This is a genomic window from Shewanella sp. JNE2 (genome assembly GCF_023159115.1).
Lineage (GTDB): Bacteria > Pseudomonadota > Gammaproteobacteria > Enterobacterales > Shewanellaceae > Shewanella > Shewanella putrefaciens.
This window is the reverse complement of sequence record NZ_CP096169.1, coordinates 2,552,544-2,566,523: the sequence shown is the minus strand read 5'-3', so window position 1 is coordinate 2,566,523 and position 13,980 is coordinate 2,552,544. Positions and strand designations below refer to the sequence as shown.

The 13,980-nt window shown below is 43.9% G+C and carries 11 protein-coding genes; 4 read left to right on the top strand and 7 right to left on the bottom strand.

The genetic code is table 11. The features are described from left to right. The first annotated feature begins 128 nt into the window (after positions 1 to 128). Positions 129 to 953 carry a M23 family metallopeptidase gene (locus MZ182_RS11460; RefSeq protein WP_248066206.1) on the top strand — a complete coding sequence of 275 codons (825 nt, stop codon included), beginning with the start codon at positions 129 to 131 and terminating at the stop codon, positions 951 to 953. A 107-nt stretch (positions 954 to 1,060) separates the two neighbouring features. Here the strand turns inward: MZ182_RS11460 and MZ182_RS11455 are convergent, their stop codons facing one another. The 3 genes from MZ182_RS11455 to MZ182_RS11445 all read right to left on the bottom strand — a co-directional run bounded on the left by MZ182_RS11455 (position 1,061) and on the right by MZ182_RS11445 (position 2,751). Then, on the bottom strand, positions 1,061 to 1,321 hold the full coding sequence (locus MZ182_RS11455) for a DUF5062 family protein (protein ID WP_115014454.1): 261 nt from the start codon (positions 1,319 to 1,321) through the stop codon (positions 1,061 to 1,063). A 77-nt stretch (positions 1,322 to 1,398) separates the two neighbouring features. Beyond that, a complete protein-coding gene (locus tag MZ182_RS11450) occupies positions 1,399 to 2,064 on the bottom strand; it encodes a VOC family protein (protein ID WP_011919446.1) in 666 nt (221 codons plus the stop codon). Positions 2,065 to 2,235: 171 nt separating this feature from the next. Then, positions 2,236 to 2,751 carry a L,D-transpeptidase family protein gene (locus MZ182_RS11445; RefSeq protein ID WP_011789060.1) on the bottom strand — a complete coding sequence of 172 codons (516 nt, stop codon included), beginning with the start codon at positions 2,749 to 2,751 and terminating at the stop codon, positions 2,236 to 2,238. Positions 2,752 to 2,924: 173 nt separating this feature from the next. Here MZ182_RS11445 and MZ182_RS11440 point away from each other — a divergent pair, with 173 nt between their 5' ends. Both MZ182_RS11440 and MZ182_RS11435 read left to right on the top strand, forming a co-directional pair. Further along, a complete protein-coding gene (locus MZ182_RS11440) occupies positions 2,925 to 3,794 on the top strand; it encodes an ion transporter (RefSeq protein WP_014610742.1) in 870 nt (289 codons plus the stop codon). 42 nt (positions 3,795 to 3,836) lie between these two features. Continuing rightward, entirely contained in the window at positions 3,837 to 5,432 is a 1,596-nt protein-coding gene (locus MZ182_RS11435; RefSeq protein ID WP_011789062.1) for an MATE family efflux transporter, read from the top strand. Positions 5,433 to 5,526: 94 nt separating this feature from the next. Here the strand turns inward: MZ182_RS11435 and MZ182_RS11430 are convergent, their stop codons facing one another. Further along, a complete protein-coding gene (locus tag MZ182_RS11430) occupies positions 5,527 to 5,724 on the bottom strand; it encodes a DUF2986 domain-containing protein (RefSeq protein ID WP_011789063.1) in 198 nt (65 codons plus the stop codon). Between the two features lie 321 nt (positions 5,725 to 6,045). Between MZ182_RS11430 and yqfB the strand changes: the two genes are divergently transcribed. Next, positions 6,046 to 6,357 (top strand): N(4)-acetylcytidine aminohydrolase, encoded by a 312-nt coding sequence (yqfB, locus tag MZ182_RS11425; RefSeq protein WP_248066133.1) that lies wholly within the window; start codon positions 6,046 to 6,048, stop codon positions 6,355 to 6,357. Positions 6,358 to 6,437: 80 nt separating this feature from the next. On the opposite strand, the gene MZ182_RS11420 is transcribed toward yqfB, so the two are convergent. The 3 genes from MZ182_RS11420 to MZ182_RS11410 are packed head-to-tail and all read right to left on the bottom strand — an operon-like array spanning position 6,438 to position 13,811. Next, entirely contained in the window at positions 6,438 to 9,485 is a 3,048-nt protein-coding gene (locus tag MZ182_RS11420; RefSeq protein WP_248066130.1) for an efflux RND transporter permease subunit, read from the bottom strand. Further along, positions 9,482 to 12,733, bottom strand: coding sequence for an efflux RND transporter permease subunit (locus tag MZ182_RS11415; protein ID WP_011789066.1), 3,252 nt, complete (start codon positions 12,731 to 12,733; stop codon positions 9,482 to 9,484). The genes MZ182_RS11420 and MZ182_RS11415 overlap by 4 nt, the downstream gene beginning before the upstream one ends. A 13-nt stretch (positions 12,734 to 12,746) precedes the next feature. Continuing rightward, positions 12,747 to 13,811 carry an efflux RND transporter periplasmic adaptor subunit gene (locus MZ182_RS11410; protein WP_248066127.1) on the bottom strand — a complete coding sequence of 355 codons (1,065 nt, stop codon included), beginning with the start codon at positions 13,809 to 13,811 and terminating at the stop codon, positions 12,747 to 12,749. Positions 13,812 to 13,980: the final 169 nt, after the last annotated feature.

Genomic DNA, 13,980 nt, shown 5'->3' with positions numbered 1-13,980 from the left:
TTTTTGTGAAGATGTTTCATTACCTGAAACCACGCAGTCTAGGTCAGTCTTGTGTTGCTTTTCAGCGATTGATTTACCTGCAAAGCATACCAAAGGTCGTAAATGGCATTATTTTTTCAGCATTAAGCATGCTCGTTATGATGACAAATGCGAATGCTCAGGTGAGTTTTGAGGGCAAATTTGAACAGGGCGCGCTTATTCGAGGACAAGTGCCCGCAGGCACTCAAGTCAGTTTAAATGGCGAAGCGTTAAGAGTGACTCCGAACGGTCACTTTGCCTTCGGTTTTGAGCGTGATGCAGAACTTAATCAACAGTTAACATTAGTCTATCCCGATGGTTTAACCGGGGTTAAGCCTTTGACTATTGCTCAGCGGGAATATGATATCCAAAGTGTTAAAGGTATTAGTCATAAAATTATGAAACCTGATCCTGCTGCGCAGGAAAGAGCAGCTAAAGATACAGCACAGGTAAAAGCGGCGCGAGCGACATTTAGTGAACAGACTGCTTTTTTGCAGGAGTTTATTTGGCCGCTGACTGGGCGCATTTCAGGCGTTTATGGTAGCCAACGAATTTATAACGATGTACCCGGTAACCCTCACTTTGGTGTCGATGTGGCAGCAAAAACTGGTACTGTTGTTGTGGCTCCTGCTGATGGTGTGGTGAGCCTATCTGTTCCCGATATGTTTTATTCCGGTGGGACTATGGTGATCGACCATGGTTATGGTGTGAGCTCGAGTTTTCTGCATTTGAGTAAGCTCTATGTCCAAGCGGGTGAAACCGTAAAACAAGGCCAAGCTGTGGCCGAAGTCGGAGCCACGGGACGCGCAAATGGTCCACATTTAGATTGGCGTTTGAATTGGTATCAAATGCGCCTCGATCCCACCACGATAGTCCCGCCTATGGCAGCAGTGTTAGCAAATGAGAAAGCAAAGAAATCGGCTAAAAAGGATTAAATTCGATACTTAAATGGTGCAGTACTGCACCATTTTTATCCAATTGACTGTTAATTTTTAGTCAATTGGATTTTCAGATCTCGTTTCAACGGATGAGTGTAAAAGAATTATTTTAACAGTGGATGATCTGCAGGTAACTGACGGGTGATCCACAAAATCAATTTATGCTTCATATTGGGTCCATCCTCTTTGTCTTTTGCTAAGGGTTGAATAAGATTATCGGTAACGAGGAGTCGATAGATGCATTCCACTTTGTCCTTGGGAGAGACCCCCCGATCAAAATCATCAAATCCGCGTTTTTTGGCATAACCGATACCAATTTCTAGGGCAAACTTTAGCAATTGCACATCGTTTTTATGGGACTTCATATTCTGTTTCCTGTGCTTCAATGAATAGACGATTGAATCTCGATAGTGCGCAGTTTGATAAATAGATGCACCGTTTCCTACTTTATGGTCAGCGCACTCGCTTGAGCATATTCATTTTGCTCGCTAGCAATAACGGTTTTTATCCCATGTGGATGTAGCTTGATGCAAATATCTCCTTGCTTAAAGGCGATGGTCGGATTAGCTAAGCGTTCCCTATCGCCCTTAGGTGAACTCATTTTCAGCTTAATTGCCCCCTTTGACGCCTCAATTTCCCCTGATAATAGCGAGCTGAGAATAGGGCTGATTGCTTGAAGATCTTGGCTCAAGGTTTCACAGTCCTGTGCGTTTGAGGGAATAACGAGCTCAATATGTTCCCAACCTTCCTGTGGATAGTGCTTATCGCTAGGATAGGGCAGTTCAACACAGGGAATAGAGAACTTACCTAGGGTGAGTGGTGAATTCAATTCGATGATCAATATAGGCCGACCATTGATTTGATTATCAGAGATAACAGTACCCAGTTGACTAAAGTCATGGCGAAGGGCATCGGCACTTGCAATGGAATTAACCCTGAGTGCCACATGATCACATTCAAGATTTTTGTCTGCTAAACCTAATGTGGCGAGTAAATGTAAAATTTTGGCTTCAAATGCAGGCCAGCTTTTTATGAGATCATCATAACGGAGGCTGGCGATGCGAGTTGCAGTATTGGGAGTCAAGTTGAGTTCCTTTGAGTGTGACATTAGGGCTCCTGTGGCAACGCTTTATGACGAGCAAATAAAAACGCCCATTGTATTGGGCGTTAGCTATATATCCCCAAACAACCTGAAGATGCAGAATTCAGCAGACTGATGTTAACGGCATGGAAACGCACTTTCGGCGCTCTGAAACTCGTATATTCTATATGATCAAATTTAAGGCCAAATCTCAATCGGCGTACCTTCATCAACGGCTTTCCATAGTTCATCCATTTCAGCATTGGTGAGGGCGATACAGCCGTTAGTCCAATTAAACTGTTGTGCTTGTGCTGGCGATAATGGTGATTTGGGATCTTGACCATGGATCATGATCATTCCACCCGGTTTGATACCTAGGGCTTTAGCTCTTAGCTTATCTTCTTCATTGGGGTAGGAAATGTGAATTGATTTGTAGTAGGCACTGTCAGGTTTTTTGTAGTCAAGAATATAGCGTCCTTGTGGAGTACGTTGATCACCTTCTTTAAGTTTATGTCCAGCAGGTAAATCTCCCATCGCAATCCGATACTGTTTTAGTACTTTGCCATCACGTAGTAAGGCCATATTGGACTCAGATTTAGTGATAACGACAAGATCAACTTTACCTATGCTCGATGAGGCATACACATGGGGAGAAACAAGGACTGCAATTGCCACAGTCATGGATGTCAGTGTCGAAAGTAGGTTAATGCGCATATCTTCCTCGAAAAAGTGACTCAAATGTTGGTCTTTTTCGCGCATCATACCGCAAATTTCTTGTACTGTGAGTAGATAATTTTGAGCTGTGTGTGATTGCGTGTCAGACTCTGACTATCTGGAGAGGGTTATTAGTGTGTTACATCTGATATTTCAAGGAAGTTTTTGCCCCTATGTCTGAATCATTACCTGAAAAAATCGACAGCGAAACCCCATTAAAACGCCAATTACGGACGATTATTTTTGGAACTGATACGCCTGCAGGACGTTACTTTGATATTGCTTTGATGATTTGTATTGCGTTGAGTGTCGGGTTGGTATTCCTTGATACGGTTGAAACTGTTCATCGGGATTATGGAGATCTCATTCTATTATTGGAATGGGGCTTTACTATTATTTTCACTATTGAGTATGGGCTAAGGTTGTACTGCGCAACTCATCCAGTGTTATATGCACGTAGTTTTTATGGCCTTGTGGATTTACTCTCCATACTCCCAACTTATTTATCGCTCTTTATCCCAGGTGCAAACTTGACTCTCGTGATCAGAGTATTGCGTCTCTTTAGAATTTTTCGTGTACTTAAGCTATTGCGTTATTTAAGCGAAGGGAATGTACTGCTAAGGGCGATGATACAGTCTAGTCGTAAAGTGTTTTTATTTTTCTTTTCGGTTAGCTTGATCATTATGGTGCTTGGCGCAGTGATGTATGTAGTCGAAGGACCCGAAAATGGCTTTAGCTCTATCCCTAAATCTGTGTATTGGACCATAGTGACACTTACAACGGTAGGTTATGGCGATATCACGCCCAAAACAGGATTAGGCCAAGCAATAGCGGCGTTTACTATGCTATTGGGATATTCGATTATTGCTATTCCTACGGGGATTTTGACGGCTGAAATATCCCAAGAGGTTGGGCGCCATCGAGATTTACGCTCCTGTAACCAGTGCCATAAGTCAGGCCATGATCTTGATGCAATGTATTGTAGCCGTTGTGGTTGTGAGCTTGATTTGCTTGACTCTTCAACGGCAAAGAACGCAACTTAATATGGTCGCTAAATATTTTTATTCTGCAGGTGCACCTCAGCTATGACACAGGCAAAGTTCGTTGAAGGCCCGATTCTTAGGCATATTTTAGTCATGAGTTCGACTGCTGCGGTGGGGATTTCAGCCCTATTTGTGGTTGATTTAATCGATATCTTTTTCCTAAGTTTGCTTGGTGAACATGAGCTTGCTGCTGCGGTCGGTTATGCGGGCAGTATTTCATTTTTTACCACATCCATCGGGATAGGTTTATCCATTGCCCTCGGTGCGTTAGTTTCGCGTTCCATCGGTGCTAAGGATGTGTTACTGGCGAAGCGATTATTGCTTAATAGTGCCGTTGTCACGACCCTTATAAGTGTATTAGTTAGCGTAGTCGTCACCCTCTTTATTCCTGAACTCGTCGCTCTTGTTGGGGCGAATGGTTATACGGCCGAGCTTGCTGAAAGTTATTTGTATATCCTTGTGCCCTCACTGCCTTTTATATGTCTTGCAATGGCACTTGGTGGCGCGCTTCGGGCCGTGGGTGATGCTAAGTTGTCAATGATGTCGACTTTAGCCGGTGGTGGCGTCAATGCGGTACTGGATCCGATTTTTATCTTCCTGTTTGCGATGGGAATTGAAGGCGCTGCGCTGGCATCTGTGTTGGCTCGTATCGCAGTGTTTATCATTGCGGGCAGAGGCGTGGTGGTAAAACATCAGCTCTTAGGTCAATTTGATTTATCCCATTTTATGGCCGATCTTAGGCCTATATTTGCCATTGCAGGCCCAGCGATGATGACAAATATTGCCACGCCTATTGGTAATGCTTTTGTAACCCGAGCGATAGCCGATTTTGGTGATGCCTATGTGGCAGGGTGGGCCGTATTAGGCCGACTTGTTCCCGTTGCATTTGGGATGATTTTTGCCTTATCTGGAGCCATTGGTCCCATTGTTGGGCAAAATTTTGGCGCAGGACAATTCGAGCGAGTGCGTGAGAGCCTGACGAAGGCTATTCAGTTTTGTACTTTGTATGTACTTTCCGTGTCTCTGTTATTATTTCTTTTGAAATCCCAAGTCGTTAGCGTGTTTGACATGAAGGGAGATAGCGCAGAGTTAATCGAGTTTTTCTGCAGTTATATTGCTGTTTTTTTTACCTTCTCAGGTGTTTTATTTGTGGCAAATGCTTCATTTAATAATCTTGGTAAAGCAAAATACTCAACGCTATTTAATGTAGGTAAGGCGACTTTAGGCACAATTCCCTTTGTTTATTTTGGGGCGCTTTGGGGCGGCGTATATGGTGTGTTGATTGGCCAAGTTATCGGTTCTATTTTATTTGGGGTTTTAGGTGTGCTGGTGGCCTACCGTTTAGTCGACAAAGTAGCTGCCCAAGCTAAGGCTGGCGTTTTACCTGTAAACGCCGAGGCGATTAGTACGCCCCTAAACTCTGAACAAGTATTACTTACTGATGAGGACGAGATTGCCAATTGTGTCGCTGAGAACTTACCGAGTGCCACAAACCCTTTGTCTTCTTCCCATGTACAAATGGGACAAATGACTGAAGAACAGGAATGCCAGTCCATATTAACGAGTGACGATGTTAACAAACCGGATAAAGTAGAAGGGACCAAGGATAACCGAACCAAATCTAAAGTGGGTGAGTGATACCTTTGACGAATCGTTTCGTTATCATCTGGAAAACTACCCCTAAAATAAAACGCCACAATCAATGTGGCGTTTTATTTGTGATCTTGAGTGATTATTTTGCGTTAGAGTCGCAGTCAGCTTCTGCAACTTGGCTACTAGCGGATACATCAAGCGCCTCGAGTCGTGCACGTTCAGCTTTAGAGATGTAACCTGATTTGGCAGGTGAGCCGATAGTCACTGGGTCGACTTTATTCAGTCTAGCCTTGGCACGTTTTGCTATTTTCTTGATGATCTTTTGTTTCTTGTTCATGACGTCTCTAATTTCGTTGCGTACCCGCTATACGCAGGAACATGAGGCCAAGGGCTCAATTGAGGGCGGATTCTAACTCAATCCAAGCGAGCTGACTATATTTTGCTGTATTTTGTCGAAAAGAAGCACAACTTTTTGTGGCACAATTTCGAGAGATTCTTAGCATATAAATGTGACTCAAATAGGAGACCGCGTGGGAGAACAGATAATGGATATTTTGCTAGACATGCTGTCAGTACGGATCAAAGGCCATTATGTTGCTCCGCATTTTTGACACTAATTACCATTTTAATGACTTATATACTGAGCTGAGGATAAGTTGTGTTACTTAGTAAAATCACTTTTTTTGAACGTTTTGAGCAAGATATTTTAAGTGGTGCTAAAACGATAACCCTGCGCGATGAAACAGAATCCCATGTAGTTGCGGGGCAAATTTTGCCTGTTTCAACCTTCGAAACTGACCGTTGGTTCTGTGATATCCAGATTATTGATGTCATGCCAGTGAAGTTAGCTGAGCTCACCGACGTTCATGCCGAGCAAGAGAATATGACGCTGCCACAGCTTCGCAGTGTGATAGCCGAGATTTATCCCGGACTTGAACAATTGTATATGATTAGCTTTGTGGTGTTGTAAATTCAATTTATTGATAAATAGAAAGAAAATAGTGAAATAAAAAAGGCTGTCATGCAGCCTTTTCACAGTTTTTGATTAGATTAAACCGTCCATGGCAATAGCTTTTGAGCCAGTCTGTTAGACTCACCTAAACGAATTGCGGCGTGGTGACGCATTCGATAAAAGGCTTGATAGCACAAAGGGACTAAGTACAAGCTAGTCACGGTCGAGAACGATAAACCACCGATAATAGCAATTGCCATGGGGTAGTATGGCGGGCCACCACCGCCGATTTGGGTTTCGCCCAACGCCAGTGGCAGTAAACCCAGTACCGTTGTACCAACCGTCATTAACACTGGGCGTAAACGCGTGATGCAAACCTCGCGTATTGTGTCGGAAAGTTTATCGAGATCTGGCGTCATTTGGTTGATTTGATCAACCAGTACTATCCCGTTGTTCACCACGATACCCATTAAAATCAAGATCCCAATCATTGCCATGACCGAATTGGGAGTACCCGTTAAGAATAGCGCCCAAAATACGCCGGTTATCGAAAATAGGATTGAGGTGATAATGGCCGCAGGTAAAAGCAAAGATTCAAATAGCGCCGCCATCACAATATAAATCATCGCCACGGCGAGTAACATATTAATAGCCATGACACTTTGGTCTTCATCTTGACGCTCGAATCCACCACGCAGTGAGTAGTTATATCCATCAGGGAAATGGATATTTTCCATCACTTGCTTGATTTTTGTTTGCGCCTCTTCCGTGGTCATCTCCTCTAAATTAGCGCCAATCGACAGTGAGGTTTGACGATTGTAATGCCGAATAGTATCGAAACGTGGTTGGATTTCGATGTTCGCTAAGTTATCTAAGGTGTAAACCCTTTGGTCTATGCGTACTATGGGCAACTGTTTAAGTTTCTCTAAGGATTTTTGCCATTCCTTTTCATAGGCCATTTCAATACGGAGCTCGCCATTGGGATCGTGGCGGAATGATCGCAGTGGAGAACCTCGAAGCGCCATAGAAATACTCGATGCTACTTCATTGAGTTTTAAATCTAACCGCGCCGCCATTTGCCTATCGATACGGATCACCACTTCTTGCTGCGCACCGTTAAGCTCGGAGCGAACATCTTGCAATCCTTTAATATTGGAGAGCAAAGGGAGCACTTGTTCACTTAAGTGAATAAGTTCAGTGGTTGAGCGACCAGTGAGTGTGACTCGAACGCCGGAGTTATCATTGCCCCAGCCAAATTGTGGCTTGGCGATGGAATATTTAGGGAAGCCACTGCGGATTTTCTTTTTTAACTCATCAAGTGGTATAGGTAAGTCTTTTTTTAACAGAATGACCGATGAGCCATCGTCAGAGGCATAGTAGCTATAGACAGAATCTATATGGAATTCTTCTTTATTTTTATAAAGATATTCTTCCATTTGATTCACCATGGCTTCTGTGACATTAAGGTTATGGCGACCTTCTACCTGATAATTGATATAAATTCGCTCTTTGCTTTGGCTATCTTCTTGGTCCTGTTTAACCATGGAGAGTGGTAGCGCAGTCGAGGCGAGAATTGCCACAGCGATCATGCCTGACCGCCAAGGTCTGAGTAACACCCAGTTAAGGCTCTTGTTATAGAAGCGTTGTAAATTACCCGTCTCTTTTTTGGTCGGGATGTCGAAGTGGAGCTTAGTGAGCAGCAAAGGGATTAAGGTCTTGGCAACCAGCAATGATGCTGCGAGGGAAATACAAATGGCAATGGCAACATGCTCGAGAAAAATGGTGATCTCGACCTTTACCCCAAAGATATTGGGTAAAAAGACAATGGCGGTGGTCATTGTGCCTGCTAATACAGCCAGAGAGACCTTATCGACCCCCGTCATCACTGACTCTTCATTGTCTTTAGGGTGTTTACCTTGTTTCTCCTGGAGCACGCTCTCTGTTACCACAACAGCGTTATCAATGAGCATACCAATGGCAAGCAATAACCCCATCATAGATAGAATATTCAAGCTGTAGCCGAGCAAATACATGGCAGCGAGTGTCATGCCGATTGAAATAGGCACAGACGACACGACAACTAAGGTCATTTTTAAATTACGCAGGAACAAATACAGCACTATAAAGGACAACAGTGCACCGATTAATCCAGAAAGTAGCAAATCCATTAATGAGGATTTTACTCCAGAGGCTTGATCTTCCATGATAAAAAGGCGAATACCTTGGAATTGTTGGTCTTGTTTCGCTTGATCGATCACTTTGAGCACACGCTCAGACACATCGACTAGATTAGCGCCTGATTCTTTAAATACATCTAAACCTACGGCATAGTGTTTATCTAAATGCCGGCCTTGTACACGTTCGGGTAAGGCAAACTGTACATCAGCGATATCGCCAAGGGTGAGTCCGGGGATCAGTACCAGTGCATTAATATCTTCAAGGTTTCTAAATTCTCCCTTAGGTGACACTTGATAAACGATATTGCTGGCCCTGAGTGTACCTGCGCTAATCACAAAGTTCTCTCTGTTTAAACGCTCCTGTAAATCGGTTGCCGAAATGCCACTGGCTGCCAGACGATCGGCGTTGATACGCACTTCAATTTGTTTTTGTTCAACGCCATAAAGATTGACCTTAGACACACCTTCAACTCGCTCAAGTGGTCGCTTGAGTTGTTTATCAAGTAGATCGAACGCGCCAGAGAGTTCTCGCTCACTCGATATACGAATGGTTAGTACTGGCATATCAGCAGTAGAGAACTGACGAATAAAAACACGCTCAACATCCTTGGGGAGTAAATGCCTTACCGCATCAATTTTTTCCCGAGCTTCAAGGCTTTTAGTGGCGACGTTTTCGCCCCACTTCATGTTGATTTCGATTTCGGCGCCTTCTTGGGAGGACTCTGATTCAAGCTCATCAATCCCCCCCATAGTAGCGAGGGATTCCTCCAGCACTTTGGTTATATCGCGTTCCACTTCAGCAGGGGTCGAGCCTTTGTAAGGCACTTCCACCACTATCTGTGGGATATCGATACCGGGGAACATTTCCAATGGTAATAGGCGACTAGATACTAGCCCAAAAAGTAAAATAGCAAAGAAAAACATGCTGGTAGTGACAGGGCGTTTAATGGCTAAACGAGTGAGGTTCATGGGCGAGCCTCCTCAACGCTGACATGTGAGTCCGTCACGGCATAGGTTTTCCGGTCGAATAGGGCGTAAAGCACTGGCAGCACAATTAAGGTCAGTAAAGTCGATAAACTCAGACCAAAGATCACTGTAATCGCCATTGGGGCACGCACCTCTGAACCATCACCTAAACCTAAGGCCATTGGTAGTAAACCAAGGGTAGTAGTGAGTGTGGTCATCATAATGGGACGTAGGCGTGATTTTGCCGCCACACTTATCGCATGAAGTCTTTGTACGCCTTCAGAACGTAATTGATTAATACGATCAACCAGTACAATGGCGTTGTTGACCACAATACCTGCCAGCATAATAAGACCAATAAACACCACCACACTCAAATGAGTTTGGGTAAGGTAGAGCCCAAGAATACTGCCACCCAGTGCCATAGGTACTGCAAAGAGGATTAATAGGGGATGAAGCAGAGACTCAAATTGACTCGCCATCACTAAATACACTAAGAAAATGGCTAAGATAAGGGCAATTTTGAGGGATTGGAACGAGTGCTCCATTTCTTCATTTTGACCACCAAAGCGGGCTTGTACCGATGCAGGAAGTACTTGTTGTGACAAGATGTCCTGCGCTGTAGCCACTGCATCACTTAAATCACCGTAGGCAAGGTTTGCCGATACGAGTGCGACCCGTTGTTGGCTGATGCGGTTTATTGCCGAGGGGCCTAGTTGAAGTGATACTTCGGCCACTGCACTTAGTGCTATGGGATGACTGCTGTTTGGATTGATGATCAAGGCATCAATATCACTGATATTATCCCGTTCCGCGAGCTCGCTGCGCACCAGAATATCAATCTTACGGTCTCGCACTGTGTATTGGCTGGCAATGGTACCACCTACACGTTGGGCGATACGATTTGCAACCATAGGCGCGTCCATGCCTAGCGCAGCTAAGCGAGCATGATCAAAGCGAATACTCAATTCGGGTTGACCATCACGCAGACTGGTATTGACGTCGGCAAAACGATCTGAAACTGCGAGGGCTTTAACCAGATTATCTGCACTGCGTTTGAGTAACTGTAAATCATAGCCTGTGAGTTCAATTTCAAGCGGTGTTTTAAAGCTAAATAACTCAGGTTGCTCGATTTTGGTCTCAAGCTCAGGAATACGGCGCGCGGTATCACGTAGCACTTGAGTGATGGCGTTATAGGCACTGTGATCGTTAAGTACGACTTGTAAACGTCCCCAGTTCTCGCCACCACGGGCAGTATCTGAGGTCATTAAGCCGCCACTGCCCGCTTGACTATAGGCATGCTTGACTTCCGTTTTGTCTTTAATCGATAGCGCAAGTTGCTGCAATACCTTGTCCGTTTCACTGACTGCCGTTCCGGGGGGGAGTAGAATTTCCACATAAAACTCACCCTGATTCATGGGGGGGATCAATTCCATACCAAGGCGTGGTAACAAACTAATGCATGCACCTGTGAGCGCAATGGTCAGTAACAGAGTTATTTTTTGTTGGCGTAGTGCCGAGGCTAATAGTGTGTGATACACCTTCTCAATACCGTGGTATATAAAATTAAAAGCCGAGCTTAGAGGCCGCATTACTAAACCGATTAGCCATGAGAATAAGCGGCCTAAAATTAGCACTAAGGTGAGCGCTGCACTTGGTAAGTAGCTAAAAATTAATAGAATAGGGAAGGAGAACACTGTCGCACTGTAGTGTTTTAGTTTGCCCATTTTGGTGGTGGGTTTGTTTTTCGGCTCAGTTTTTATTAATGCTGGCAAGGTGCTAAAGCCTTCCCGAGATGCCAACATTGGAATGGATGTTAAGGCGACCAATAGCGAGGCCAATAGTGCAAAAGTGACTGTTAAGGCTTGATCCGAGAATAATGCTCCGGCTATTCCATCAACAAACACCAATGGTATAAACACCGCCAATGTGGTGAGTGTTGAAGCAAAAATTGCACCGGCCACTTCTTTGGTGCCCGTTACTGCCGCGTCTAGCTTACTCATGCCTTCACTGCGGCAGCGGTCGATGTTTTCTAGTACAACAATGGCATTATCAACCAGTAACCCAATGGCGAGAGCGATCCCGCCTAATGACATAATGTTTAAGCTGATATCGGCGAAATACATCATGTTAAAGGTCGCGATAACAGAGAAGGGGATCGAGATAGAAATAATCAGTGTTGGTATAATATTGCGTAAAAAGAGGTAGATAACCAACATAGATAATACGCTGCCCATTAGGGCCGAAGAGGTGACTTCACTGACCGCACTTTCGATAAACTCAGATTGATCGTAAATCACCTCAAGTTTATTTTGCTTGGGGTCTTGATTGATTTTAGCCAGTTCATCGCGTAATTTTTTGGCAACGGCTACGGTATTGGCATCACCTTCTTTATAAATGGCTAATTCAATAGATTCTTGGCTACCAATGCGAGTGATATCGCTGCGCTCTTTATAGGCATCACTGATAGTTGCCACTTCAAACAGCCGTACTAAATTTTGTTCATCACGATAAACGATAACTTGGCCCAACTCTTCTAATGAATTGAATTGGTTAAGTGTTCGTACTAAGTATTCACGATCACCTTGGATTACCTTGCCCGCAGAGAGGTTAATATTTTCTTCGTTAATGCGACGTTTAATATCATCGGCATTAAGATTAAGTTGCGACAGTTTCTCTTGGTTGAGCAGAATGTGTACTTCCTGCTCTAGACCGCCAGATAAGCGTACCGCAGCCACTCCTGAAAGTGCTTCTAAGCGCCGTTTGAGCTCTTCATCGGCATAGGTACGCATTTGTTTAAGCTCGGCTTCAGAGACGTTTGGCACTGACAGTGCAAGGCGCATGATGGGGTCAAGATTTGGGTTAAAGCGCAGTAAGAGTGGTTTTTTAACATCGAGTGGTAGGGCAATAGTGTCGAGCTTTTCACGTACATCTAAACTTGCCATATCCATAGTGGTACCCCATTCAAATTCAAGCACAACGTCCGACATGCCTGAACGGGAAATAGAGCTAATTTTTCGTAGGCCCTTAACAACACCAACTGCTTCCTCAATAGGTTTGGAGACCAGCTGCTCTACTTCAACGGGCGCAGCACCATCATAGGTAGTGCGAATCGTGAGGGTTGGATAGCTTAAGTCAGGAAGTAATTTCACAGCCAAGCGAGAAAAACCGACCATTCCGAATAAGATTACTGCCAGCATAAACATCCATACTGTGACTGGCCGCTTAACCGAGGTGCTAATAATTGACATGAAAGACTCCTATTTAGTTCTTAGCAGATGCGAGATCGAGTGGTGTGATCACTTCGACTAAGGATTGGTCTTTCAAGTTTTGGTGCCCACGGGTAACGATTTGCTCACCAGGTTTGATACCTGAAACAATTTCAACCGCATCCCCTTCACGATAGCCAATTGTGACTTCGCGACGATTAGCATTTGTTCCCTCAATAACATACAGTGCTTGTTTATTATCTTGGTTAATCAAGGCACTGTAGGGAACGGTAATCACATTTTCATGGGTATCGTATTTAAGTTCAACCCGGGTAAACATGCCTGCTTTGAGGCGGGCATTTTCATTAGGAACGGCGAGCGTCACCTTAAAAGTACCACTTTGGGGATCGACGATTGGACTAATACGCAGTACTTTAGCATCGATAGTCTGATTGCTTTGTTGGTTGCTAAAAATTTGTGCTTCTTGGCCAAGTTTAAGGCTAGTGAGTTGTTGTTCTGGCAAATGGACTATGCCGTGAAGTTCATCTTGATTGACGATATAGAACAGATCGCCAAATTCTTTGGCCATATTACCCGCTTTCACGTAGCGTTTGGCGATAACTCCATCAATAGGAGAGATAACTCGGCTTTCCTTCACTTGTAGCTCGGCAAGGTCTTTTTTCGCGATAGCGGCTTGCAGATTGTATTCAAGTTTTGCCAAAGAATCGGCGCTAATAAATTCCTTATTGCTCATTTTATTTAAACGGTTAAGTTCTTGTTCAATGATTTTTACTTCGGCTTCCGAGCGGTCTAAATCATATTGTTGTCTTTTAGCATCGATAACCGCCAGCACTTGACCTTTTCGTACGCGGTCGCCTTCTTCTACAGTGATGGATTCAATGAGTCCAGAGATACGACTGACGACATTGGCTTCCTGTGGGGCTTCTAAGGTCGCTGTTGTACTGTAAAAAGAAGAAACATCTCCTTGCATCACAGTGGTAGTTTCGACCGGAATGGCATATTTATCTTCTTTTTTTGTGACTTGTTCTTCACCACAGGCCGCCAACATAGACATCATTAATAAAGGCAAAGCGAAGGTGGTTATTTTAGACTTTTCCATAAGAGAGAGACCTATTATCTTAATTATGATGTCAACGATAAGCATTAAATATGCCAATGTTTAATGTTTTTAAATTTCAATTGGTTATGATTTTATATGCTTGTTTTGAATTGATTGATTTTACTAAATGTAGCTAAAAAGTTTAAAAAGTGATGAGAATAACTAAATG

Coding starts and splice junctions, on each gene's coding strand:
- MZ182_RS11435 (WP_011789062.1), top strand. CDS start 3,837: ATGACACAGGCAAAGTTCGTTGAAGGCCCGATTCTTAGGCATATTTTA.
- MZ182_RS11450 (WP_011919446.1), bottom strand. CDS start 2,064: ATGTCACACTCAAAGGAACTCAACTTGACTCCCAATACTGCAACTCGC.
- MZ182_RS11410 (WP_248066127.1), bottom strand. CDS start 13,811: ATGGAAAAGTCTAAAATAACCACCTTCGCTTTGCCTTTATTAATGATG.
- MZ182_RS11430 (WP_011789063.1), bottom strand. CDS start 5,724: ATGAACAAGAAACAAAAGATCATCAAGAAAATAGCAAAACGTGCCAAG.
- MZ182_RS11460 (WP_248066206.1), top strand. CDS start 129: ATGCTCGTTATGATGACAAATGCGAATGCTCAGGTGAGTTTTGAGGGC.
- MZ182_RS11455 (WP_115014454.1), bottom strand. CDS start 1,321: ATGAAGTCCCATAAAAACGATGTGCAATTGCTAAAGTTTGCCCTAGAA.
- MZ182_RS11445 (WP_011789060.1), bottom strand. CDS start 2,751: ATGCGCATTAACCTACTTTCGACACTGACATCCATGACTGTGGCAATT.
- MZ182_RS11420 (WP_248066130.1), bottom strand. CDS start 9,485: ATGAACCTCACTCGTTTAGCCATTAAACGCCCTGTCACTACCAGCATG.
- MZ182_RS11415 (WP_011789066.1), bottom strand. CDS start 12,733: ATGTCAATTATTAGCACCTCGGTTAAGCGGCCAGTCACAGTATGGATG.
- MZ182_RS11440 (WP_014610742.1), top strand. CDS start 2,925: ATGTCTGAATCATTACCTGAAAAAATCGACAGCGAAACCCCATTAAAA.